The sequence below is a fragment of the Cryobacterium algoricola genome (assembly GCF_004402485.1).
GTDB classification, from domain to species: Bacteria; Actinomycetota; Actinomycetes; order Actinomycetales; family Microbacteriaceae; genus Cryobacterium; species Cryobacterium algoricola.
Genome location: NZ_SOFG01000022.1, coordinates 80,411 through 104,286, shown reverse-complemented (window position 1 = coordinate 104,286; position 23,876 = coordinate 80,411). Strand labels below are relative to the sequence as shown.

Annotated in this window: 21 protein-coding genes; 11 read left to right on the top strand and 10 right to left on the bottom strand. The window is 70.5% G+C overall.

Annotated features, from left to right (window positions below; all coding sequences use genetic code 11):
- Positions 1–28: 28 nt before the first annotated feature.
- Positions 29–946, top strand: a complete 918-nt coding sequence (locus tag E3O44_RS15995) for an NADP-dependent oxidoreductase (protein ID WP_134535770.1) — start codon at positions 29–31, stop codon at positions 944–946.
- A gap of 98 nt (positions 947–1,044) precedes the next feature.
- Here the strand turns inward: E3O44_RS15995 and E3O44_RS15990 are convergent, their stop codons facing one another.
- The gene (locus E3O44_RS15990) at positions 1,045–1,281 is read right to left on the bottom strand and encodes a hypothetical protein (RefSeq protein ID WP_134535769.1); all 237 of its coding nucleotides are present in this window, start codon (positions 1,279–1,281) and stop codon (positions 1,045–1,047) included.
- 291 nt (positions 1,282–1,572) lie between these two features.
- Here E3O44_RS15990 and E3O44_RS15985 point away from each other — a divergent pair, with 291 nt between their 5' ends.
- Complete coding sequence (locus E3O44_RS15985) at positions 1,573–2,487, top strand: phosphatase PAP2 family protein (protein ID WP_166792688.1); 915 nt, start codon at positions 1,573–1,575, stop codon at positions 2,485–2,487.
- A gap of 295 nt (positions 2,488–2,782) precedes the next feature.
- On the opposite strand, the gene E3O44_RS15980 is transcribed toward E3O44_RS15985, so the two are convergent.
- A complete protein-coding gene (locus E3O44_RS15980) occupies positions 2,783–3,154 on the bottom strand; it encodes a hypothetical protein (RefSeq protein WP_134535767.1) in 372 nt (123 codons plus the stop codon).
- Positions 3,155–3,233: 79 nt separating this feature from the next.
- Here E3O44_RS15980 and E3O44_RS15975 point away from each other — a divergent pair, with 79 nt between their 5' ends.
- Positions 3,234–3,443: a hypothetical protein gene (locus E3O44_RS15975; protein WP_134535766.1), complete on the top strand. Its 210-nt coding sequence runs from the start codon at positions 3,234–3,236 to the stop codon at positions 3,441–3,443.
- A 170-nt stretch (positions 3,444–3,613) separates the two neighbouring features.
- On the opposite strand, the gene E3O44_RS15970 is transcribed toward E3O44_RS15975, so the two are convergent.
- Together E3O44_RS15970 and E3O44_RS15965 are read right to left on the bottom strand one after the other, a co-directional pair.
- Entirely contained in the window at positions 3,614–3,808 is a 195-nt protein-coding gene (locus tag E3O44_RS15970; RefSeq protein ID WP_134535765.1) for a hypothetical protein, read from the bottom strand.
- 252 nt (positions 3,809–4,060) lie between these two features.
- On the bottom strand, positions 4,061–5,806 hold the full coding sequence (locus tag E3O44_RS15965; protein ID WP_134535764.1) for a pyruvate dehydrogenase: 1,746 nt from the start codon (positions 5,804–5,806) through the stop codon (positions 4,061–4,063).
- 189 nt (positions 5,807–5,995) lie between these two features.
- On the opposite strand from E3O44_RS15965, the gene E3O44_RS15960 reads away from it, so the two are divergent.
- Positions 5,996–7,312 carry a type III polyketide synthase gene (locus E3O44_RS15960; RefSeq protein ID WP_255454409.1) on the top strand — a complete coding sequence of 439 codons (1,317 nt, stop codon included), beginning with the start codon at positions 5,996–5,998 and terminating at the stop codon, positions 7,310–7,312.
- A 14-nt stretch (positions 7,313–7,326) separates the two neighbouring features.
- Positions 7,327–9,519, top strand: coding sequence for an FAD-dependent monooxygenase (locus E3O44_RS19910; RefSeq protein WP_134535763.1), 2,193 nt, complete (start codon positions 7,327–7,329; stop codon positions 9,517–9,519).
- Positions 9,520–9,675: 156 nt separating this feature from the next.
- On the opposite strand, the gene E3O44_RS15950 is transcribed toward E3O44_RS19910, so the two are convergent.
- The 4 genes from E3O44_RS15950 to E3O44_RS15935 all read right to left on the bottom strand — a co-directional run bounded on the left by E3O44_RS15950 (position 9,676) and on the right by E3O44_RS15935 (position 15,249).
- Positions 9,676–11,790, bottom strand: a complete 2,115-nt coding sequence (locus E3O44_RS15950) for a glycogen debranching N-terminal domain-containing protein (protein ID WP_134535762.1) — start codon at positions 11,788–11,790, stop codon at positions 9,676–9,678.
- A 73-nt stretch (positions 11,791–11,863) separates the two neighbouring features.
- On the bottom strand, positions 11,864–12,775 hold the full coding sequence (locus E3O44_RS15945; protein ID WP_134535761.1) for a carbohydrate ABC transporter permease: 912 nt from the start codon (positions 12,773–12,775) through the stop codon (positions 11,864–11,866).
- On the bottom strand, positions 12,772–13,980 hold the full coding sequence (locus E3O44_RS15940; RefSeq protein WP_134535760.1) for a carbohydrate ABC transporter permease: 1,209 nt from the start codon (positions 13,978–13,980) through the stop codon (positions 12,772–12,774). Before E3O44_RS15940 ends, E3O44_RS15945 begins: the two co-directional genes overlap by 4 nt.
- A 6-nt stretch (positions 13,981–13,986) precedes the next feature.
- Positions 13,987–15,249, bottom strand: coding sequence for a sugar ABC transporter substrate-binding protein (locus E3O44_RS15935; RefSeq protein ID WP_134535759.1), 1,263 nt, complete (start codon positions 15,247–15,249; stop codon positions 13,987–13,989).
- 186 nt (positions 15,250–15,435) lie between these two features.
- On the opposite strand from E3O44_RS15935, the gene E3O44_RS15930 reads away from it, so the two are divergent.
- The 5 genes from E3O44_RS15930 (at position 15,436) to E3O44_RS15910 (ending at position 21,551) form a co-directional block, all read left to right on the top strand.
- A complete protein-coding gene (locus E3O44_RS15930) occupies positions 15,436–16,515 on the top strand; it encodes a LacI family DNA-binding transcriptional regulator (protein ID WP_134535758.1) in 1,080 nt (359 codons plus the stop codon).
- Between the two features lie 109 nt (positions 16,516–16,624).
- Positions 16,625–17,458 carry an SDR family NAD(P)-dependent oxidoreductase gene (locus E3O44_RS15925; protein ID WP_241976378.1) on the top strand — a complete coding sequence of 278 codons (834 nt, stop codon included), beginning with the start codon at positions 16,625–16,627 and terminating at the stop codon, positions 17,456–17,458.
- Between the two features lie 79 nt (positions 17,459–17,537).
- Entirely contained in the window at positions 17,538–19,289 is a 1,752-nt protein-coding gene (locus E3O44_RS15920) for a DUF7059 domain-containing protein (protein ID WP_241976377.1), read from the top strand.
- 185 nt (positions 19,290–19,474) lie between these two features.
- Entirely contained in the window at positions 19,475–20,947 is a 1,473-nt protein-coding gene (locus E3O44_RS15915) for a flavin monoamine oxidase family protein (protein ID WP_134535757.1), read from the top strand.
- Positions 20,948–21,287: 340 nt separating this feature from the next.
- Positions 21,288–21,551 (top strand): hypothetical protein, encoded by a 264-nt coding sequence (locus tag E3O44_RS15910; RefSeq protein ID WP_134535756.1) that lies wholly within the window; start codon positions 21,288–21,290, stop codon positions 21,549–21,551.
- On the opposite strand, the gene E3O44_RS15905 is transcribed toward E3O44_RS15910, so the two are convergent.
- Together E3O44_RS15905 and E3O44_RS15900 are read right to left on the bottom strand one after the other, a co-directional pair.
- A complete protein-coding gene (locus E3O44_RS15905) occupies positions 21,548–22,369 on the bottom strand; it encodes a Pr6Pr family membrane protein (protein WP_134535755.1) in 822 nt (273 codons plus the stop codon). The two genes, E3O44_RS15910 and E3O44_RS15905, sit on opposite strands and share 4 nt — an antisense overlap.
- Positions 22,370–22,395: 26 nt before the next feature.
- Positions 22,396–22,662, bottom strand: coding sequence for an acylphosphatase (locus E3O44_RS15900; protein ID WP_134535754.1), 267 nt, complete (start codon positions 22,660–22,662; stop codon positions 22,396–22,398).
- A gap of 293 nt (positions 22,663–22,955) precedes the next feature.
- Between E3O44_RS15900 and E3O44_RS15895 the strand changes: the two genes are divergently transcribed.
- Positions 22,956–23,798: an alpha/beta hydrolase gene (locus E3O44_RS15895; protein ID WP_134535753.1), complete on the top strand. Its 843-nt coding sequence runs from the start codon at positions 22,956–22,958 to the stop codon at positions 23,796–23,798.
- Positions 23,799–23,876 lie beyond the last annotated feature (78 nt).

The window sequence follows — 23,876 nt, the reverse complement described above, 5'->3', positions numbered from 1 at the left end:
GGTTGCGCGCCCTGAATAGGCTGGGCACATGGCTCGTTACGTGCGCTTCTCCGAATTCGGCGGCCCGGAAGTCCTCAGGGTGATCACCGGTGATCCGCCTGCGCCCGGCCGCGGCCAGGTGCGCGTACGGGTGCACGCCGCCGGAGTCAATCCCGTCGACTGGAAGATCCTGCGCGGCGGCCCGGCGGCCGGCGCCCATGGCGTCGAGCTGCCGAGCGGCAACGGCAACGACTTCTCCGGCGTCATCGACGAACTCGGTGCCGGCGTGACGAGCTGGGCCGTCGGCGACGCCGTGCTCGGCGGCCGGCGCATGTTCGCGCAGGCAGACTGGCTCGTCGTCGACGCATCCGCGATCATCCGCAAGCCGGATGCCCTCGGTTTCCTCGCCGCCGGAGCCCTCGATATCGCGGGCCGCGCCGCGGCCGCCTCGGTGCGCTCGCTCGGGCTGACGCGCGAGGACACCGTACTCGTCAGCGCCGCCGCCGGGGGAGTGGGCGTTCTCGCCGTCCAGCTCGCCCTGCGCACCGGCGCGACCGTGGTCGGGACCGCGAGCCCCGCCAACCACGACTTCCTCCGCAGCCTCGGCGTGATCCCGGTCGCCTACGGTGCGGGCCTCGCCGAGCGGGTGCGGGCACTCGTGCCGCGGGTGACGGCCGTGCTCGACTACAACGGTCCCGCCACGATCGACGCCGCCCTCGAGCTCGGGGTGTCCGGCGCCCGCATCAATACGATCGCGGCGCGCGGCCACCGAGCGGATGCCGGCATCACCGGCATCGGAGGGCAGGCGGCCCGCCCGGGCGACCTGGCCGCCCTCGCCAACCGGGTCGCGAGCGGGGACGTGGTGCTGCCGATCGACCGGGTGTTCCCGCTCGAGGAGGTCGCGGACGCCTACCGGTACCTGATGCGCGGCCACGTGCGCGGCAAGGTCGTGCTCGGTCTGGTCTGAGCCCCGCGGTTGGTGCGGCCGACGCCGACCGGGCCGGACGCATCCGCTGCCTGGCAGGCTGGAACTCGGCGCCCAGCCCGCAGCGTCTGACCGGAGGGTCAGGGGTGGGTCAGGCCCTCGATGGTGCCGGGGAGGGTGGGCCGGGTCACGGTGTCCTGCTCGTAGGGCTCGGTGGGCTCGGCCGCGGCGTTCGCGGCCCTCCGGCGTTCCTCCTCGAAGTCGCCCTCGAGTCCGCTGAAACCCTCGACACCCGCCGCCCGGGCGCCCGGGGTCTTGCCTCCGCGCGCGGGATGGTCTTTGTCGGCGGCGTGCCGACCGTGGTGTGCAGCGAACATGCCAGTCACCGTACGCCGAGTGCCCGCCGAGTCAAGGGGTAGCGCGCGGAGGGAGCCGGTGCCGCGATGGTACGACGGGCCGCCGCGCACGGTGTAACTTCTACATCACAGCAGTTGAATTCTGCTCAGAAGGACCTCGGCGGCGTTCGGCCCCGGGGTCCTTTGCCTTGCCCCGGAGGTGGGGCGGCGGCGCTCAGTTCTGCTTGCGGTGCGCTGCTCCATGCGCGGTCCTGTCCGGCGTTTCGGCGGCCTCGCCCACGGTCTGTCCAGCCAGTCGTGCGAAGCTGGACTGTGCGCTCCCTTTCGACAACAGGATTCCCGCGATATCTCGGCGGCGCGGTCGTCGCATCGGCCGCCTTCGTCGCGCTCTATCTCTTCTTTGTGCGCACCCTGCACGGCCAGACGATGGACCAGCTCGCCTACGACGGCTCGATCTTCGGCCGGCGCAGCGTCACCGTCGTCACCCAGCAGGTGCTCGACCAGGTTCCGACCGTCTCCGTCGTGGCCGGCGCCGTCATCACCGGGATCATCACGGCCGTGCGCCGCGATCTCCGCACCCTCGTCGTCGCCCTCGTCGTCGCCCTGGGTGCCGTCGTCACCACCCAGGTCCTCAAGGACATGCTGCTCACCCGTCCCGATCTCGGTGTCGACGGGTACGCCGGCAATTCGTTCCCGTCCGGGCACACGACTGTCGCCGCGGCATCCGCTCTCGCCGTCTTCCTCGTCTCGAGCCCGCGCACCCGCTGGCTGGCCGCCCTGCTCGGCTCGGCGTTCGCTGCCCTGGCCGGAGTGTCGACCCTCGCAAACGGCTGGCACCGGCCGAGCGACGTCATCGCCGGGCTCCTCGTCGTGGCCGTCTGGGGCTGCGCGGGCGGCCTCGCGCTCGGGGTGTGGGGCGCATCGCCCAGCCGGTTGCGAGCGCGCCCTCGCGGGCAGCGGTTCGTGGCTGGGAATGCCGACCCGGAGACGGGCGGCGGCCCCCTGGCCCCGGTCCGCGGAACGCCGGCGATCGGCTACCGCACCCAGCTCTGGTTCGTCGTGCCGTTCTGCGTTGTCGCGGCCGCAGCGTTCCTCGTGACCTTCTTCGGCGCATCCGGCCCGAACAACGAGGCCGTCATCGCCTACGTCGGCGGGGTCGCGGCGATCTGCGCCGCCGGATCCCTCGTCGCGTTCGTCGCAACCCACCTCTTCGACCGCCTGCCCTGACCTGCGGCCCCCGGCTATCGTCGCCGGCCCTGTCGTGTCGCCGAGCGGATGCCGCCGCGCCGGTTTCGGCAGCCCGCGCCCCCTCGTACTCGCCGCCGCGCCGGTTTCGGCAGCCCGCACCCGTTTGCGTTCGCGCCCGCGCTGGTTTCGGCAGGCCGCGCCCTCCTGTCGTCGTGCCCGCGCCGGTTTCGGCAGCCCGCGCCCGCCGTTTCGGGCGCGCCCCGCGCAAACCGGCGCGAGCATCCGCTACCGGTCGCCCGCTCGCGTTGTTCCGAAGCAACTCGCCACACAGCGGTCAGGGCCTTGCGCCGGCGCCGATCGTGCCTGTCACCTCGAAGCGACCGTAGGAGAGCGTGACCGTTCGCGCGTCGGGGCTCGGCGCATCCCGCGTGGAGACCGCGATGCTCCCGGGGTAGCCGGCCTCTCCGCACACGGGACCCGGTTCAACGGTGAGGGGACCGACCTCGAACGGGAGCCCGTCGAACCGCACCTCGTCGGGGGTCGACCAGTGGATATCCGCGGTGGGATCCAGGACCTGCCCGTAGACCACTGCGTGGGTGGTCCAGATGTCGACGCCCGTGATCGTGAAGGGTGCGGGCGCGTCGGACTGCACCGTAACGGTGGCGTACGTGAGCAGGCGAGAGCCCGGACTCGGAGGGTGGGCCATGTCAGGAGCTTACGGCGAGCGGATGCGCCCACGCAGATTTAAGTGGCATGGTCAGGTAAAACGATTGTAGAGTGACGCCATGACCAACCGAAATGAGCAGGAGTTCACCCGGTCGACAGGTACTGCGTTCCTGTTCCTCTGCGGTGCAGTCGTTGTACTGATGCTGTCTCTTCTGACATTCGTCACCGCGTCGGAGTGGTTCCACAATGTATCCGGCACCGTCTTCCTGGCGCTGGCCGGGGTGCTTGCCTACCGAGGCTTTCGGCTGCTGTCTCACCGTCACGCCTGAGGGGACCCACTGTGACGGCACGTCGAAACATCGTGATCGACGGCGCCAGTGCCGCGTGCGGATTTCTCGGCGTGATCGCCTCGTTGATCGGGCTCGTCATCCTCGGGCACCGAGCCGACGCCGTCTGAGGCAGACGGTTTGCGGAAACCGGTGCGGGCATCCGCCGGCGCTCAGGCTCCGATCAGGACGAGCACGTGATACACGACGTAGACCGGCCAGACGATCGCCTGGAGCAGCCCGAGGATCACACCCCAGAACGTTCCGCTCGAGACCGAGACGAAGTAGATCGCCGCTCCGATGTACGCCAGAAAGAGGACGAACCCCCAGGGCCCGTCCCGCAGGATCACCCGTCCACGTCCGTCCATGGTCGTCAGCTCCTCTGAATCCGCACGCCCCGGCGACTGTCTTCTGGGCTTCAGGCTAGCCCCAGTATCGTCGGCGCGACACGGGTCGGCCGCGCCGGTTTCGGCAGAGCGCGCCCGCCGTTTCGGGTGCGGCCTGCGGAAACGGGCGCGGGCACGGTCGCGAACGGCGGCATCGGCCGACCGGACCCGAACGCGCGACCGAACCCGAGAGCGCGACGGGTTCCGCCTCCGCGACGGGCCCCGCGTGCGCGCCTAGAGCTTGTGGATGTTCGTGCGGGCGAGCTGCACGGCCTCGCCGACGCCGCCGTTGAGCACGACGCGGGAGAGGGCGAGCGCGAAGCCGCGCACCTGCGCGCCGGTGATCGTCGGCGGCATACTGAGGGCGAGCGGGTCGGTGACGAGGTCGACGAGGGCGGGCCCGTTGTGCTCGAAGGCGCGCTCCAGGGCGCCGCGGATGTCGGCGGGATCCTCGACCCGCTGGCCGTAGATACCGAGGGCGTTCGCGACGGCGGCATAGTCGACGGCCGGAACATCGACGCCGAAGTCGGGGTAGCCGTCGACGAGCATCTCCAGCTTGACCATGCCGAGGGTCGAGTTGTTGAACACGACGATCTTCACCGGCAGGTTCTGCGCGGCGACCGTGACGAGCTCGCCGAGGAGCATCGAGAGCCCGCCGTCGCCGGACAGGGTGACGACCTGGCGGCCCGGGTGGCTGGCCTGGGCGCCGATCGCCTGGGGGAGCGCGTTCGCCATCGATCCGTGCAGGAGCGAGGCGAGCATCCGCCTGCGCCCGTTCGGGTTGATGTAGCGGGCGGCCCAGACGTTGCACATGCCGGTGTCCGCGATGAAGACGGCGTCGTCGGCGGCGACCTCGTCGAGGATCGAGGCGGCGTACTCGGGGTGGATCGGCGTGCGCTTCTCGACGTTGCGCGGGTTGCCGTCGACCTTGTGCATGAGCTGCTCGTGGTGCTTGAGGGTCTTCTCGAGGAACCGGCGGTCGGCGGTGCGGGTGATCAGCGGGGTGACCGCGGCGAGCGTCGCCGCGACGTCCCCGTGCACCGGAACGGTGACGTTGGTGCGCCGGCCGATGTGTTCCGCACGGATGTCCACCTGCGCGATGACGACATCCGTGCCGTCGGGCAGGAATTGCGAATACGGGAAGTCGGTGCCGAGCAGGATGAGCAGGTCGGCGTCGTGCATGCCGTCGTGGGCGGCACCGTAGCCGATGAGGCCGGTCATGCCGACGTCGAAGGGGTTGTCGTACTGGATCCACTCCTTGCCGCGGAGGGAATGCCCCATCGGGGCGGCGAGCAGGTCGGCGAAGGCGACGACCTCGTCGTGGGCGCCGGCGACGCCGATCCCGGCGAAGATCGCGATCTGGCGGGCGTTGTTGATGGCGTCGGCGAGGCGCTGCACGTCGGCGGGAGAGGGCACGAGCGTGCCGGGCTTGGTCAGGGTGATCGTCGGGGCCGTGCCGACCGCGGGCAGCTCGGCGATGTCCCCCGGGAGGGTGACCACGGCGACGCCGCCGAGGCCGATCGCGTGACGCATGGCCATGCTCACGACGCGCGGGGCCTGGCCGGCCGAGCTGACGAGCTCGCAGTAGTTGGAGCACTCGACGAAGAGGCGGTCGGGGTGGGTCTCCTGGAAGAAGGAACTGCCGATCTGGGCGCTCGGGATGTGGCTCGCGATCGCGAGCACGGGAGCTCCCGAACGGTGGGCGTCGTAGAGGCCGTTGATCAGGTGCAGGTTGCCCGGTCCGCAGCTGCCGGCACAGACGGCGAGTTCGCCGGTGAGCTGGGCCTCGGCGCCGGCCGCGAACGCCGCGGCCTCTTCGTTGCGCACGTGCACCCAGTCGATGCCGCCCTTGGCCGATCCGCCGCTGCGCCGAACGGCGTCGACGATCGGGTTGAGGCTGTCGCCGACGATGCCGTAAATGCGGCGCACCCCGGCTTCGATGAGCTGGGCGATGATCTGGTCGGCGACGGTCGTGGCCACGGGACTCCCTCGGGTTGGCGGGCAGCGGCCCGCGGATGCGCGACGCGCGTCACCGTTGCCCCACGCCATATTCCAGCCTAGGCACCACTGCGCGGCTCGGAACCGTACCCAGCGGATTCACTGCCAGCGTCCAGTTACGGCGTGCCGGCATCCGCCGGCTGTTGTCGCAGCACGCGAAAAGAGGGGGGTGTGCCTCGCAGGGCGGCGTGTAACACTGGGGCTATGTCCGTCACTCTGAGAGCGTTGCAGACCGTCGTCCCGTCCACCGTGCTGATCCAAGATGAGGTGCGTGACGTGTTCGCGTCCCAGCCGGGACTGAGCAGGCTGGGGAAGAGGCTCGTGACGGCGTCCTTCAACCTGTCCGGGATCGAGCGCCGCCACACCGTCATCGAGGAATTGACCCTCGACTCGGAGAAGCCAGACCCGCAGTTCTTCGACGCGGCGACCCAGACCCTCCTGGTCCCGAGCACACGCGTGCGCAACGAGCTCTACATCACGGAGGCGACCAAGCTCTTCGTCGAGGCGGGGCGGCGCGCGCTTGCTGCGTGCCCGGGTGTCGAGGCCGCCGATGTGACGCACGTGGTGACCGTCTCCTGCACGGGCTTCTACGCGCCCGGCCCCGACTATATGCTCGTGCGGGAATTGGGCCTGAAGCCGACAACGCAGAGGTATCACCTGGGGTTCATGGGTTGCTACGCCTCGATGCCCGCGCTGCGCACCGCGAAGCAGTTCGTCGAAGCCGACCCGAACGCCGTCGTGCTCGTCGTCAGCGCCGAGCTGTGCTCACTGCACCTCCGTACCTCGGACGACCCCGACACGATCGTCGCGTCCTCACTGTTCTCGGATGGTGCGGCCGCGGGAATCGTGAGTTCACGCGCACCGGCTCCGGGCGAGAACGCCTTGAGCCTCGACCTCTTCGAGACCGTCATCACGCCGGTCGGCGAGGGAGACATGGCCTGGAAGATCGGTGACGAGGGCTTCGAGATGGTCCTCAGTAGCTACGTTCCGCACATCATCGACCAGCACATCGAGGGCGCGCTCGCGCCGCTCTTCGCAAAGGATCCCGGTCTTGCGGCAGCCATCGCCGCACTCGGTGAGACCATGCCGATCGAGGAATTTGCGTCTGAAGTCGCGGAGCTAGCAGAGGTCGCTGAGGTCTCCTCGGGCGGGTCTGTCGCCACGCTCACCGCCCCAGCCATCGTGATTGCGGCCACCGAGGCCGCGCGGGCGCCTCTCAGCACGGCGATCGCGCACTGGGCGATCCACCCGGGCGGGCGCAGCATCCTCGACAAGACCGAGGCCAAGCTCGGGCTGAGCGAAGCGCAGCTCGTGCCGTCGCGGGAGACCTTGCGTGATTACGGCAACATGAGCAGCGCGACGATCCTGTTCGTGCTGAAGGCGATCCTGGACGCTCCGGACACGGCGGACGGCGAGCGGCTCTGCGCCATGGCCTTCGGGCCGGGGCTCACGGTTGAGTCCGGCCTGATGACCGTGGTGCGCGGCTGACGCGGCTCGCGCGAGTGTCGGTGTTGCCTGCGTTGCCGTTCCTTCGCCGGCGGGCGACCGACGCGGTCGAGCTCATGGACGATCCCGACTGCGATCCCGACACGCTCGATCGCACCTACGGCTACTTCCGCTTCGTGAATGCCGCGGTGTCGGGCTGGCGCGGGGTGTATCGCCGCGACATCCGGCCGCTCCTCTCGACGAGCCGGGAGAGCACGCTGCTCGACATCGGCTCGGGCGGCGGCGACGTCGCCACGGCCCTCGCCCGCTGGGCGGCCCGCGACGGCCTGCTCCTCACGGTGACCGCGATCGACCCGGATGCCCGTGCCCACCGCTTCGCAACCGCCCGGCCGCCACTGCCCCGGCTTCAGTTCCGGCGGGCGCTCAGTTCCGAGCTCGCCGAGGAGGGCGCGCGCTTCGATTTCGTGGTCTCCAACCACGTGCTGCACCACCTGACCGGCGCCCAGCTCGGCGGCCTGCTCGCCGACTGCGAACGGCTCGCGGCGCCCCGCGGCCGGGTCCTGCTCGGGGACATCGAACGCAGCACCTTCGCCTACCTGGGCTTCGGCCTCGGCACCTGGCCGCTCTTCCGCGACTCCTACATCCGCGCGGACGGCCTCACCTCGATCCGCCGTAGCTTCACCGCACCGGAACTGCGCGCGGTCGTGCCTCCGGGCTGGGTCGTGGTGCGCGAGCATCCGTCGCGCCTGCTGCTGCGCTGGGACGGCCCGAGCGCGGGTACTGCGCCGCTGCGCGGGTGGCGCACCACCCGCGCAACGGCGCAAGACCCGCGCTCGGCGAGGCCGGGTGTGGCGAGCGGCGGCGGGCAGCGGATGCGGGACGTGATCGTGGTCGGCGGGGGTCCCGTCGGGATCCTGCTCGCGGGGCTCCTCGCTGTGCGCGGCCTCGACGTCGAGGTGCTCGAGCGGCGTGCAGAACCGTCGCGACGGTCGCGAGCCATCGGCATCCACCCGCCGTCGATGCGGGCCCTCGACGAGCTCGGTCTCGCCGACGCCGTCGTCGAACGCGCCGTCCGGATCCGCGGCGGCGAGGTGCGCTGCGACGGGCGTGCCCTGGGCCGCCTGACGTTCCGCGAGGCGGCCGGGCGGCATCCGTTCGTCGTCTCGCTGCCCCAGTACGAGACCGAGGCGCTGCTGCGCGCCCGTTTCGACGAGCTCAGCCCTGGCCGGTACCGCTCGGGCGTCACGGTCACGGGAGTGCGGGACCGCGGCGACCGCGTCGAGGTCGAGGTCGAGCACACCGGAACGCCCCCGGCACTCAGTGACGCCGGGGACGGTCCCGGATCGGCGGGAGAGTCCGGGATTGCACGGACCGTTCTCGAGGCCCGCTACGTTGTGGCCGCGGACGGCGCCCGCAGCATGGTTCGCGCACTCGCGGGTATCCGCGGGATCGAGCGCGGCGGCGGCGACACCTACCTGATGAGCGACTACCCGGCGGGCGCGCTCGGTTTGGCGGGGGAGTCCGGGCCGGTTGGCGACGACCCCGCGGCCGACTCGGCGGGCGATCCGGCGGCTGACTCGGCGGGCGATCCGGCGGCTGACCCCGTGGCCGACTCGGCGGACGATCCGGCGGCTGACCCCGTGGCGACTAACTCCGCGGCCACTCACCCCGCGGCCACCGACCCCGCGGCCGAGCATGCGGTGCTGTATTTCGAGCGCGGCGGCGTCGTCGAGTCGTTCCCGCTCCCCGGCGGGCGGCGGCGCTGGGTTGCTATGACGTCGTCCCTGCAACCGGATGCCTCCAGCCGTGACCTCGCCGCGATCGTCCAGTCCCGCACGGGCGTGGTTCTGCCCTCGTCCGGGGCGGCGGTGAGCGCGTTCGCGGTGCAGCAGCGGCTGGCCGAACGTCTCGTCAGCGGACGGATCGTGCTCGTCGGCGACGCCGCGCACCAGATCAGCCCGATCGGCGGCCAGGGCATGAACCTGGGCTGGCTCGACGGACTCCAGCTCGCCCCGGCACTCGCGCGCGCCATCGCCGAACCGGATGCTGCGGCATCCGTGCTCGAGGACTACGACCGCCGCCGCCGCCGCAGCGCCCGGATGGCGGCCCGGCAGGCCGGCTTCAACATGATGATGGGTCGGCCGGCCACGGGCCTACGTTTGCGGCTGCGCAACGGTCTCGCGCGCACCCTCGCCGTGCCGCCGGCGAGTGGCGTGCTCGCGAGCGCCTTCACCATGCGCTGGCTCTAGCCCGCCTCCTTCAGCCCACCCAGCCCGCTTCACCCCACCCCAGCCCGCACCACCCAGCCCGCAGGACGACGCATAACTCCTGCAAATTCTGCGGCTGGCCGGCGACTGGCGCGGAATTCCGAGGCAGCCGCCGGAGCCGGCCGGAATCTGCAGGAGTTATGCCCGGGGCTGGCGGGGGAGGATCGTGACCTGGCCGAGGAGGGCCGGGGCGATCGGGGTCGAGGTGACCAACCCGGTCTCCCGGTCGGGGGAGACGCCGAGCACGGTCCCGAGCACGGAGATCGCCGCGGCCGCAGACCAGGCCTGCGGGCGGCACGCCGCGGGGTAGGGCACCGGCGCCGACACGTCCGTCGCGGAGTCCCCAGAGTGGAGCTCCGGCATCCGGTACCCGAAGGATTCGGCGGCCGCGAGCAACCCGTCGATCAGGATGCCGGCCTCGGCGCCGAATCCGGCGCGCCCGAGCCCGTTGATCGCGATCGCGGTGTCATGGGTCCAGACCGAGCCGCCGTGGTAGCTCAGCGGCCAGTATCCGGTCGAGTCGGTCGACATCGTCCGCAGTCCGAAGCCGGAGTTGAGCTCGGGGGAGACGAGCCGGGCGGCGACGAGCGCCGATTCCTCGGCGTTGAGCAGGCCGGTGCCGAGCAGATGGCCGATGTTGCTCGTGACGGTGTCGACCGGGCGCTTGTGCGCGTCGAGCGCGACCGCGGGATACCGGCCGGAGGGCGAGTCGATCCAGAAGGATGCCCGGAACCGGTCCTGCAGCGCGGCGGCCCAGTCGCGCCACTCGGCCGCGCCGGGGCGACCGAAGGCCTCGAGCAGCTCGGCGCCGCCGATCGCCGCCTGGTAGGCGTACGCCTGCACCTCACAGAGCGCGATCGGCCCCTCGGCGAGGGTGCCGTCGCGCCACTGGATCGAGTCGCCGGAGTCCTTCCAGCCCTGGTTGGCGAGGCCGTGCCCGGTCGCGTCGACATAGGAGAGGAAGCCGTCGTCGTGGCTGTCGCCGGAGTCGCGCATCCAGGCGAGTGCCGCCTCGAGGTGGGGCAGCAGGGCCTCGACCTCGGCGTCGGGGAGGCCCCAGCGCCAGGCGTCGTTCAGCAGGCAGATCCAGAGCGGCGTGGCGTCGACCGTCCCGTAGTAGAGCGGCGGCAGGTTCAGGCTCTCGCCGGGCATCGAGAACGCGCCCGGCCGCAGCTCGTGCATGATCTTGCCCGGCTGCTCGGCCGTTTCGGGGTCCGAGACGGTGCCCTGCAGGCTCGCGAGCAATCGCAGTGTCGAGCCGGCGATGTCCGTGCCGAGCGGCAGCAGGAACCGCGCCGCCCACAGCGAGTCACGCCCGAACAGGGTGAAGAACCACGGCGCCCCCGCGGCGAGGAAGGGCTCATCGGGCTGCGCCGTCGTCGCCATCCGCAGCCCGGAGAGGTCGTCGAGGGCGCGCTGCACCCAGCGGCCGAGCCGGGCGTCGCCGGAGTGCACGGTCACGCCGTCCCACTCGGGCAGGCCGCCGGCCGCCTGGACCACGGTTGCCGAGTGCTCGATGTCGACGGTCCATTCCACGGTCGCGGTGCCGTGCGCGGGCACCTCGACCGCCCAGCTCGCCGCGACGATCGGTGCGGCGGCATCCGCCCCGGCCCGGTGCGCCCCGCCGGCGGCCGACGCGGGGGTCTGGGCGAGCGTCGCGTCGCTGCCGAACCGCAGCAGCGCCGTCACGCTCGGCGTCGACAAGCGGATGCCGTCGGCCACGGTCTCGAGGTCGACGACGGGCGTATCCGGCAGGTCCGCAGCCGGGAAGGCGCGTCTGCTCTCGGGGTCGGCGAGCCCCGCCTTGACCGTCTGCATGTCCGAGAAGTCGGGGTGGACCCGCAGCGCGATCGTGGTCGAGACCGGGTGGCCCAGGCCGGAACGGATCGTGATGCGTTCCCGCATCCGCCCGGCGCTCACGGCGCGCGTCACCTCGAGCCGCAGCCGCGGGTCGGCGGTGGCGTCGTCGAGGTGCCGCAGCAGCGACGTGAAGGTCACTTCGCCCGAACCGCGCCCGGCCTGCGCGATCGCCTCGCCGGGTGCCCCGCCGACCGAGACATCCCAGCCCGAGAGCACGCGGGTGTCCGCGTGGTACAGGCCGTGGATCGGCAGTTCGGTGCGCCCGTCAGGACGTGACCACGCCTGCGTGGGTGCGGCGAGGACGATGGTCGAATCGTGGAGCAGCGGCTGGACCGGGTGGTCGCCGGCGGGCTGAATGGGCACGGGCGTCGAGATGAGGGACTGGGAGAGCATGAGGAAGGAACGACTCCTGGATTGAAGCGGATGTCCACAGGGGGACGGGGAAGGTGGGCCGGCCGGCCGGGACTTACTCCTTGACGGCGCCGTCGGTGGTGTTCATGATCCGTTTCTGGAAGATGAAGAACATCACCGCGACCGGGATGGTCATGATCGCCGCGGCGGCGAGTTTGAGCGGGTACTGGGTGCCCTGGCTGAGCTCTCCGGAGGCGAGCGACGCGACGCCCTTGGTGAGCGTGGTCAGCTCGGGCGACTGGGTCGCCACGATGAAGTGCGAGAGCTCGTTCCACGATCCCTGGAATGACAGGATGACGATCGTGATCAGTGCGGGCCGCGCCATCGGCAGCACGATCGACCAGAACACCCGGAAGGTGCCTGCGCCGTCGATGCGGGCCTGTTCCTCGACGCTCGCGGGGATCGATTCGAAGAAGTTCTTCATGATGAAGACCCCGGCGGCGTCGGTGAGGAGCGGCACGATCATCCCGACGTAGGTGTCGTAGATGCCGATCTGGTTGATCACGAGGAACTTCGGGATCAGGAGCACGACGCCGGGAACGCTCATCACGGCGATCAGGCCGGCGAAGATGACCGTCCGGCCGCGGAACTGCAACCGGGCGAGGGCGTAGCCGGCGAGCGAGTTGAAGAACACCCGCCCGAGGGTGACGAAGATCGTGACGATGGCGGAGTTCTTGAACCAGACCGGGAAGTCCGAGTTGAGGAACAGCTTCTCGTACGCCGCGGTGGACCAGGTCTGCGGGATCAGCGAGATGGGATTGCTCGCCGCCTCGACATCCGTCTTGAACGAGGTCGCGACCTGCACCAGGAACGGCGCGATGTAGATGATCGCGAGCACGGTGAGGATCGCGTACATCAGCGAGCGGCCCGCGACGGCGCGGGTGGGCAGCTGCGGCCTGCTCAGTGAGCGCAGCCGACGCGAGGGCGACGGCGGGGTGGGTGTCTTCGTCGAGACCGTGGCGGTCATCGGGTGCCTCCGGTCGTGTCGGGCGCGTGGGAATCGGGGTCGGAACCGGAACCGGGCGAGTCGGTGCCGGGGGATCCGGAGCCGGCCCCGGTGAGGGCGGATGCGGCGACGACGTTCGCGGTCGCACCGTTCGCCACCGACAGGTACGGTCGCATCCGCCGGTTCGAGACGGAGCGTTCCCGCAGCACCCAGCGCTGGAAGAGGGTGAAGAACACGATGATCACAAACAGGATGAACGCGATCGCGGCGCCCTGGCCCCATTCCTGGTTGTTGAACGCCGACTGGTAGGACAGGAAGGCGGGAGTGAGGGTGGTCTTGCCGGGTGCACCCTTGGTGCCGGTATAGATCTGGTCGAAGACCTGCCAGCTGCCGATGAGGCCGAGGGTGAGCACGGTGAACAGCGTCGGGCGCAGCTGGGGGAGGGTGACCTTCCAGAATCGCTGCCAGCCGTTGGCGCCGTCCATCATCGCGGCCTCGGTGACCTCACCGCTGAGGTTCTGCAGCGCCGCGATGAAGAGCAGCATGAACGTGCCGCTCGTGGTGAACACGGCCATCAGGATGAAGGCCGTCATGGCGACGGAGGGGCCCGCGAGCCAGTCCCACCAGGAGACGCCGAGAAAGGACCCGTCCGTGAGCGCGGCGGGGCCCTGGGTCACGCCGAAGAGCTGCAGGAAGTTGTGCAGGATGCCGCTCGGGTCGTTGAACCAGTTCGGCCCGGTGATGCCGATGAACGAGAGCAGCTTGTTCACCGCGCCGGTCGAACTGAACAGGAACAGCCAGAGCACGGTGATCGCAACCGAGCTCGTCACCGAGGGAAAGTAGAACGAGGTGCGGAAGAAGCCGCGGCCGCGGAGGATCTGCCGGTTGACGAGCACGGCGAGCAGGAGGGAGAGGGCGGTCTGGATCGGGACGACGAGCACGACGTACCACGCGTTATTGCGCAGCGCCGTGCCGAAGTCCTGTTCGGCCAGGCCGCCCCCGCTCAGGAGGGTGGAGTAATTGTCAAAGCCGACGAACTTCACGTTGCCGCCGAAGGGGCTGCCGCGGCCGCCCCAGTCGGAGAAGCTGACCCAGAGAGCCATGAGCACCGGGATGACGAGGAACATCCCGAGCAGGATGATCATCGGGGCGGTGAAGAGCCACCCCGAGGCGGCCTCGCCGCCCCGGATTCCGGAGCGGCGAGACGTGCGTGCGGGCTTCGACATGTCGAACTACTTCAGCAGCGCTTCGAGGTTCTTCTGGGCGGCGTCGAGGATCTGCTGGGGATCGCCCGTCTTGAGGGACTCGAGCTTGGAGTTGAGCTCGGTCACGACATCCGCTGCGCCCTTCGCGGTGGGCGTGCCGACGGCGTAGTCAGCACCGTTCAGGAACGGGACGAGCACCGGGTTGGCGGCCTTCCAGTCGGATGCGGCGGACTTGATCGACGGCATCGGGCCGAAGGCTGTGGAGAAGGCCAGCTGGGAGTCCTTGCTGGTCAGCTGCTCGACGAGCTTGAGCGCTGCGGCCTGGTTGGGGCTGTCCGTGGCGATGCCCCAGCAGTTGGTGAACTGCATGGTGCCCTTGCCGGCGGGGCCGGCGGGCAGTTCGGCGATCGTGTACTTCACACTCGGGTAGTCACTGGACATGGCGCCGGTGATCCAGTTGCCCTCGATCGTCATGGCCGAGAGCTGCTTGCCGAATGCCTCGCCGCCCCAGCCTGCTCCCACGTCCTTGGCGTACTTCAGCACGCCGTCGTTCAGGAGCTTCTTGACCTCGGTGAGACCGGCGACGGCCTCTGCGCTGTTCGCGGTGGCCTTCGAGCTGTCCTCGTTCATGAGGTTGCCGCCGGCCTGCGCCATGAAGGCGCCGGCGCGGGCGTACTCGCCGCCGATGGCCAGGCCGACCTGGTCGGGCGTGGTCAGCTTCTTGGCCACGGTTTCGAGCTGGTCCCAGGTCGTGGGGATGTCCGCGTCGGTGAGTCCGGCCTTCGCCCAGGCATCCGTGTTGATCACGAGGCCCAGCGTGGAGAAGTCCTTCGGCGCGCAGTAGAACTGGCCGTCGTAGGTGAACGACTTCACGAGGCTCGGGTAGAAGTCGTCCTTGTTGGCGAGGCTGTCGCCGTAGGCGAGCAGGGAACCATTGGACGCGTAGCCGGCGAGGGCATCCGTCGAGAGGTAGAACACGTCGGCCGGCTTCTTGGCCGCGAAGCCCTGGGCGAGCTGCTGGTTGAGGTCGCTCGCGACGGAGACCGTGGCCTTCGTGCCGCTCGAGGACGACCAGGATGCGACGGCCGCGTTGACGGCCTTCGTCTCGGCGTCGCCGCTCGAACCGATCAGGACGGTGAGGGTCTTGCTCGAGTCGCTGGTGAGGTCCCCGGCCGAGCCGGTCGAGCCGGACGTGGTGCCGCCGAAGCTCGAGCTGCAGCCCGTGAGGGCAAGCGCTCCGGCCATGGTCAGGCCGGCCCCGATCATCCAACGGGAAGTGCGTCGTTGCATTTTCTTCTCCTAAAGTCGCGCCGCAGTGCGCGTTTGCTTGTGTGAGAACGACGATAGCCGGTATTATTTGATCGATCAAACTTTTTCTTTGATCGATCTAATTTGGGGAGCGAAGGGACGCGCTAGTCTGTTTTTGTCGTTCCACCCACGAAGCCGTGCTCGTGGTACGACCGGGAGGGAGACATCATGGGGGAGTTCCCCACCGTGACCGACGTGGCACGCGTGGCCGGGGTCTCCCGGCAGACCGTCTCCAATGTGATGAACACCCCGGGAATCGTGAAGGCCGACACGCGCGCCCGGGTCGAGGCGGCCATCACCGCGCTCGGCTACCGCCCGCACGCCTCGGCCAGGCGGCTGCGCACCCGGCGCAGCTCGACGATCGGCATCCGCCTGGACCCGATGATCGACGGCATCTCCGGTTCGGTGCTCGACCGGTTCCTGCACGCCCTCACTGAGCAGGCCGACGCCCGCGGGTTGAGGGTGCTGCTGTTCACGGCGACGAGCCCCGAGGATGAGATCGACCAGTTCCGCCGCCTGAACGACGGGGCGGATGTCGACGGTTTCGTCTTGACGTCGACGACCGCCGACGACCCGCGCACCGCGTGGCTGCTCGAGCACGACATCGCTTTCGTGACCTTCGGCCGACCCTGGCAGGAGAACGATTTCACCGACCCGAGCCACCTCTGGGTCGACGTCGACGGTCACGCCGGCCTCTACGCCGCGACCCGGGCCCAGCAGGACGCGGGCGCGCGACGCATCGCCTACATCGGCTGGCCGAGCCCGTCCGGAACGGGCGACGACCGCCGCCGCGGCTGGCACGAGGCCATGCTCGAGCGGGGCGACGTCTCCGCGGAGGAGCTCGCCCGCCTCGAGGTTATCACGACCGACGGAGTCGACCAGGGCGCCGCGGCCATGCGGCAGCTCGCCCGCACGGCCGGCGGCATCGACGCGGTGCTGTGTGCGAGCGATGCGCTCGCGCTCGGGGCGATGATCGCCAACCCCGCCCGGGTGTCGGTCACCGGCTATGACAACACACCCATCGCGGCGGCGATCGGACTCTCGAGCGTGGACCAGCCCGTCGACGAGGTCGCCGCGGGCGTGCTCGAACTGCTCACCGGCGAGTTCGAGGGGCAGGTGTCCCACGCGCCCGATTCCGCGTCGCCGCGCTACCGGATGGTCACCCCGCGGCTCGTCACTCGGCAGTTCGAGGCCATTCCCCGGGATTCGGTGCCCGCGAACGCCCTCGTCGACGAGGTCTCGCGCTGAGGAGCGGCCTCAACACCTTCGCGCGGCCGGGAAACGTGTTTTGTCCTCAACTCAATCCGATCCGGCCGCACACATCGCCGGGCATTCACCTCGGCGCTAGCATGACGCCATGACCTTGCCGATCGCCGACCCGCCCCTCCCCACGGTTATGCCGACCGGCATCCCCGCTGCCTGGAACCTCAGCGGCCGCACCGCCCTCATCACCGGGGCGGGCAGTCCGAGCGGCATCGGCTTCGCCGCCGCACGGATGCTGGGCGAGCTTGGCGCCCGGGTCGTGGTCACCGCCACGACGGAGCGCGCCCACGACCGCGCCCGCGAACTCGTCCGTCTCGGAATCCCGGCGACGGGTATCGTGTGCACCCTCGACACGGAGGCCGGTGCCGCCGTGCTCGCCGCCGGGCTTGCCGCGTCCCGGCTGACCCCCACGATCCTGGTGAACAACGCCGGCATGATCGCCGTCGGGGACGCCGAGATGCTGCAGGGCGATATCACCAGCACCCCGGCCGACGAGTGGGAGCGGAGCCTCGCGATCAACCTCTCGACCGCCTTCCATGCCACCCGCACCGTGATCGAGTTCATGCGGGAGACAGGCTGGGGGCGCATCGTCACCGTCTCGAGCGTGACCGGCCCGGTGATGGCGGCCCGCGGCGACCTCGCATACGCAACGGCCAAGGCGGGCCTCGCCGGCCTGACGCGCGCGCTCGCCGTGGACGAGGCCTGGCTCGGCATCACCGCGAACGCGGTTGCTCCCGGCTGGATCGAGACCGGTTCCCAGCTGCCGAGCGAGGCCACCGAAGGCGCCCTCGTCCCGGCCGGACGCAGCGGAACGGCCGCTGAGGTCGCATCCGCCATTGCGTGGCTGGCTTCACCCGGCGCGTCGTACGTCACCGGCCAGACGATCGTCGTCGACGGGGGCAACAGCGTGGCGGAGGAGCGGCGCTGACGGGCACAGTGCCGATGACCGTGCGGCGCCGGTAAGCCACGGAACCCAGACGAACCGCGCAGTGCAGTTGAATGGGGGAGTGACTCCTGCACCGAATCCCGCCGCCCTCCCCGTACAGAGCCTCGTCCTCATCCCCCTCCTCCGGGCGGACCTCGAGGCCGCGAACTACTCCGTTGCGACGCTGAGCGGACTCTGGGGTCCCGAAGCGGATGCCGCACTCCGCCGCAACCAGCGGGTTCCCGCCCTGCGGGCACTCGCGGCCCTCCGCGGCAGGCTCGGTCGCGACGAACCCTCGGCGACCCTCGCGCAGCTCTTCGTGCTCGGACTCCCGGTCACCCGTGGCGCACTGTCGAAGGCCCTCCCGAACCTCGGGGCGGCCGGTGCCGTCACGCTCGGGCTCGTCGCCCCGGTCGGCGATGACGACGACGCCGCTGCCAATGCCGGCGATGATGCCGGCGAGAACGCCCTGCTCCGCCCGCTCGTCGAACTCCGCCCGTACAGCTTCGTGGACGCCCACGGCGCCGGCAGCTGGTGGATTACCTCCGACCTGGGCGAACTCGTACTCGGTCACGCGCTCGGCGAGAGCCATGTGCTCGGCGTCGGCGGGGCATCCCTCACCCTGAGCGGGCTGCTGCTGCCGAGCCCGGTCGACACCGCGCTCGACCTCGGCACCGGCTGCGGAATCCAGGCCCTGCACGCCTCCCGCCACGCGCGTCGCGTCGTCGCGACCGACATCTCCGTGCGTGCGCTCGAGCTCGCGGCCCTGAACGCCGCGCTCAACGGCGTGACGAACATCGAGTTCCGGCTTGGCAGCCTGTTCGAGCCCGTCGCGGGGGAGCGCTTCGACCACATCATCTCCAACCCGCCCTTCGTGATCACACCCCGCGCCGAGGGCGTGCCGAGCTACGAGTACCGCGACGGCGGCCTCGTCGGCGACGCCCTCGTCGAGTCCGTCGTGCGCGGCGCCGCGGCGCACCTCACCCCCAACGGCGTCGCCCAGCTCCTCGGCAACTGGGAGTACCGCGCCGGCCAGGACGCCTTCGACCGCCTCGCCGGCTGGCTCGAGCCCGAGTCGGGCGCGGAGACCGGGTCCGCGGCGGCAGGGTCCGCGGCGACAGGGCCAGCGTCAGCGGATGCCCCGGGCCGGGATGACCTGGCCGGTGCGGTCTCCGGTGCCGCGGCATCCACCGCGCTCGACGCCTGGATCATCGAGCGCGAGGTGCAGTCACCCGAGCTCTACGCCGAGACGTGGATCCGTGACGGCGGCACCCGGCCGGGCACGGCCGACTTCGACCGCCTCTACGACGCCTGGCTCGACGACTTCGCGGTCCGCGGCGTGACGCAGGTCGGCTTCGGCTACCTGCTGCTCCGCCGCCCGGACGCCGACCGGCCCGCGTCGATCCCCGCCCTGCGGCGCCTCGAACGCCTGCACGGCGGACTCGGCCACAACCCCGACGGAATCGGCAGCCACCTCGCGGCCTGCCTCGCTGCCCACGACTGGCACGCGGCCCTCCCGGATGACGACCTGGTCTACGCGACCCTGACCGTTGCCTCCGACGTCACCGAGGAACGGCACTTCTGGCCCGGCCAGGAGGACCCGACCCTGCTCACCCTGCACCAGGGCGGCGGATTCGGCCGGTCGGTGTCGCTCGACACCGCGCTCGCCGCGCTCGTCGGCGCCTGCGACGGTGAACTCGCCGTCGGCGCGATCTCCGGCGCGCTCGCCGAGCTGCTCGAGGTCTCCGAGCGCGACCTCACCGCCGAACTCCTGCCGCGCGTGCGCGAGCTCCTCGACGACGGTTTTCTGCTCCCGCCCGAACTGCGCGCCTGACCCCGCCCGACTCGCCCGCGCCGGTTTCCGCAGCCCTCGCTCGTGCCCGCGCCGGTTTCCGCAGCCCGCGCCCGAAACGGCGGGAGCGGCCCGCCGAAACCGGCGCGGCGGCGGCGCACGACCGCCCGAACCGACCCCTGCGGTAGTTTGGGAGGTACCGGATTCGTTCGGGGAGGAGGATCTGGATGACACCCGACGCGCGGAACGCCATGAAACGCCGCACCTTCCTCATCGGCGTCACCGGTCTCTCGACCCTCGTTCTCACCGCGTGCGTGTCCCCGGCCCCGCGGCCGAGCGCATCCGCCACCGCCACGCCGACCCCCGAACCGAAGCCCACCGTCTCGCCCGTGCCGAAACCCGCGCAGATGCGCCGCACCTCGTGGTCGGCCGACCCCTTCGCCCGCGGCTCGTACAGCTTCGCCGCCGTCGACTCCACGCCGGAGCAGCGCACCGCGCTCGCCCAGCCCGTGCTCGACCGGGTCTTCTTCGCCGGTGAGGCCACCTCGCCCGACGCGCCGGGAACCGTGCAGGGCGGCCGCGACACCGGCCTCCGCGCGGCCCGCGAGGTCATCTCCGCAGCAGCGCCCGGCGAACGCATCGCCGTGATCGGGGCGGGCATCGCCGGGCTCAGCGCCGCGCGGTTCCTCAAGGACGCCGGCTTCGAGGTGGTCCTCGTCGAGGCCCGCGACCGCATCGGCGGCCGCATCGACACGGTCAGCGACAAGAACTGGCCGTTCCCGATCGAGCTCGGCCCCTCCTTCGTGAGCCACAGCGGCACCACCTCCCTCGACGAGGAGTTCACCCGCCTCGGAATCGCGACCGCCCCCTTCCCGAGCGCGAGCGAGACCCGCACCGACGCCGGAACCGTCGTCGCCGTGCCCGACACCGGCCAGAAGGCCGTCGCAACCGCCCTCGCCTGGGCCACGCAACAGGCCAGCGACATGTCCGTGCAGTCGGCGCTCGACGGCTCCGGCGCGAGCAAGCTGTCCACAGCGGATGCCGGTGGCGGCGTTTCCGAGGCCGACTGGCTCGCGTTCCGGGTCGCGACCGTTCTCGACATCGACGCCGGCGCATCCGTCGACCACCAGTCGGGCTGGTACACGAGCGCGGACGCCGGCGCGGACGACGAGCGGATCGTGCTCGGCGGATATGCCGGCCTGCTCACCAAGGCGGCCGAGGGGATCGACCTGCTCGACTCGAGCGTCGTCACCAAACTTGCATACCGGGACACCGGGGTGAGCCTGCGCCTCGGCACGGGGGAGTCGCTTTCCGCCGACCGGGTCATCGTCACGGTTCCGCTCGGGGTGCTCAAGTCCGGGGTGCTCGAATTCGACCCCGCACTGCCGTTCGCGCACCGCGGCGCGATCGCCGACCTCGGCATGGGAACCCTCGACAAGGTCTGGCTGCAGTTCGACGAACCGTTCTGGAGTACCGCGGCACCGCTGTGGACCACCGTCGGCGGGGACGAGGACTTCCGGGTCTGGATCAACATGATGCCGCTCACCGGAGAGCCGGTGCTGGTTGGACTCGTCGCCGGGGACACGGCGCTCAGGCTCGCCGGGGCCGACGACGCCACGGTGCTCGCCGCCGCGCTGCGCGGGCTCACCCCGTTCTACGTGCCTCCGACGCCGACCCCCACCCCGACCCCCACCGTGTAACACCGACTGCAGCGCCCGGATCAAACCCATAAAGTCAATCCCGAGCATTTCTCAGTAAACGGTGTAAGCTATGCCCAATGTCTAGTCGCTGAAGATTCCCGGAGCGAGCCGGGGTTTCATGCAGGTGCGGTCCGCCGTTGTGCAGCTCCCCAAGGTTTAGTCGTTTCCGGGTTGACGTTGCCGATGGCCGCCACTCGGATGGGTTGCGTACAGCGGTGGTCACACCCAGCAATGTACACATTTCGTGCCGTCGGCCACCCGAGCGCGGTCGCGGCTTCGGTGCCCCGACCACAGTCGCGACTGCAGTTCCCCTGCTTGAACGCGTGATTGATCGTGCCCCATGGAAACCCTTCTGGACCAAGAGCTGGACAGCCTGCTCGACTTCGACTCCGACCTCGCCTGCGAGGGTTCCCACCATGGCCGCGGCCTGAGCGGCCACCATCCGACCGCGCCGGGGGCGTACATGGTCATCTCGCCGTGCTGCGGCCCGAAGGTCGTGCAGTGCTCCCCGCGGGTCGTCGCCATGCAGCACTCCGGGGTGCTCTACTGCGGGGCCTGCCGCAGCGAACACCTCACCGTCGAATACACCTTCATTCCGCTCTAGCCAGTTCCGGGCTCATGCTCGTCCCGCGCCGGGAGGGGCGGGAGCGGGGGCTTGAGGCCCCGCCAGCCGCGGGAAGACCAGGTCAGCAGGGCCGCGATCCCGGTGAAGAGCGCGACGGCGACCACGCAGTACAGCACCGTCTCGAGCGGGCCGCTGACCTGCTTCGGGTCGAGGAAGAAGTACGGATACCAGCGCACCAGGGCGCCCCGGATCAGGGTGAACGCGCCCCAGATGCTCGGCACGAGCATGACCCAGGCGAGCGTCGTCCACGGCAGCCGGGCCTTGCCGGTGTCCGTGAGCCAGTCGACGAGGGCGATCCCGGGGATCCAGAAGTGCAGCAGCTGCGTCGACCACGGCACCTCCATCGTGTACGCCCGCGACGAGGACTGGATCACGATCGCGAGGAACACGATGCCCGAGACGATCATGTAGGTCGTCACGAGCAGCCGGATCCAGTCGAGCCAGGGCGGGTCGACCTCCCGGCGCAGGGCGATGATCCCGGCGGCGATGAAGACCCCGACCGCGGCGATGGCGCTCTGCACGGTGAAATAGCTGAAGTAGTTGTAGACGATGAAGCTCTTGAAACCCAGGATGTAGCCGAAGTACCCGAGCAACGCGAGCACTTCGGCGCCGGCGAGCACGAGCCGGCCGATCCCGATGACCCGCCGCCGGGGGAAGCGACCGGGGGAGAGGTTCGGGGAGCGCCGCGCGGTGCGGCTCAGGGGGCGTCGGGGTGAGCCCGGGCGCGCCAGGAGAACCGCGGCGAGCGACCCGGCCGGGTCGTCGGTGCGGGCGGGACGATCTGCACGCGCGCACATGCCTCAACGCTACGCCAGCGGGCAGGTCACTCGATCCGGAAGCCGTCGTCCCCACGGTCCGGCAGGTCCTCGACGTGCACGGTGTCGACCTGCGCAGAGGGCGGCCCGCGTCGCAGCCAGTCGAGCATCCGGTCGACGGATGCTGCCGGCCCCTCCACCTGCACCTCGACCGAGCCATCCCTGTGGTTGCGCACGAATCCCGCGAGGCCGAGGCGCCGCGCTTCGGCCTGCGCGTAGTACCGGAACCCCACGGCCTGCACGATCCCGCGCACCACCGCCTGTTTGCGAACCATTCCTCCAGTGTGCCCCCGATCTCCTGTTCCCACCGCTGAGGTGGCGCACATCCTCGCGTTTCCGCCCCTGAGGTGTCGCAGATCGAGGTTCCTGAACACCGCGGAGGTCGATATACGACACCTCACGGGGCTGCGGGTCGGCGCTCCCGTCTGTTCGGGCCGGGCCGGCCGCATCCGCTGCCCGACGCGCCCACGGATGCCGACGGCCTAGACGAGGGGGACGGGTGCGGTTATCGTGCCCAGGTGACCGGCGGCCGCCGGTCGAGCAGACCAGAACCCGAAACGGAGCCGATATGGACGCACTGACCGCACCGGAACGAGCCGAGGTCGAACGGGCGAACGAATCCGGGCGGCGTCCGGTCGTGTTCGTGCACGGGCTGTGGCTGCTCTCGAGCAGCTGGGACCGCTGGCGCGGCCGCTTCGAGGCCGCCGGCTACACGACCATCGCCCCCGGCTGGCCCGACGACCCCGAGAGCATCGAGGAAGCCAAGCGGGACCCCGAGGTGTTCGCCCACAAGATGATCGCCCAGGTCACCGACCACTACCTCGACGCCATCAACGACCTCCAGATCATGCCCGCGATCGTCGGGCATTCCTTCGGCGGCCTGATCGCCCAGCGCCTGGCCGGTGAGGGCGTCTCCGACGTCACCGTCGCGATCGACTCCGCACCGTTTCGCGGCGTGTTGCCGCTGCCGGCATCCGCCCTCAAATCGGCGTCGCCGGTGCTGCTCAACCCGGCGAACGCCGGGCGGGCCGTCTCGCTCACCTTCGAGCAGTTCAGCTTCGGCTGGGCCAACGCCCTCGACACCGACGAGGCCCGCGCCCTCTACGACACCTATCACGTGGCCGCGTCGGGGGTGCCGCTGTTCCAGGCTGCGACGGCGAACCTGAACCCGTTCACCGAAGCGCGGGTCGACACGAAGAACCCCGAGCGCGGGCCGCTGCTCATCATCGCCGGGGAGGACGACAACACCGTGCCGCTCGCGATCTCGCACGCGATCTACAAGCAGCAGAAGAAGAACCCGGGGCTGACCGAGATCGTCGAGGTGCCGAACCGCGGCCACTCGCTCACGATCGACCACGGCTGGGAGGAGGTCGCCGACCTCGCCATCGACTTCGTCCAGAAGCACGAGTAGAGCGGCCAGGGGCGACAGCACAAACGGGGTGGGGCAGCGGATGCCCCGGCTCGCTAGGATCAATCCGGGGGAGCAATC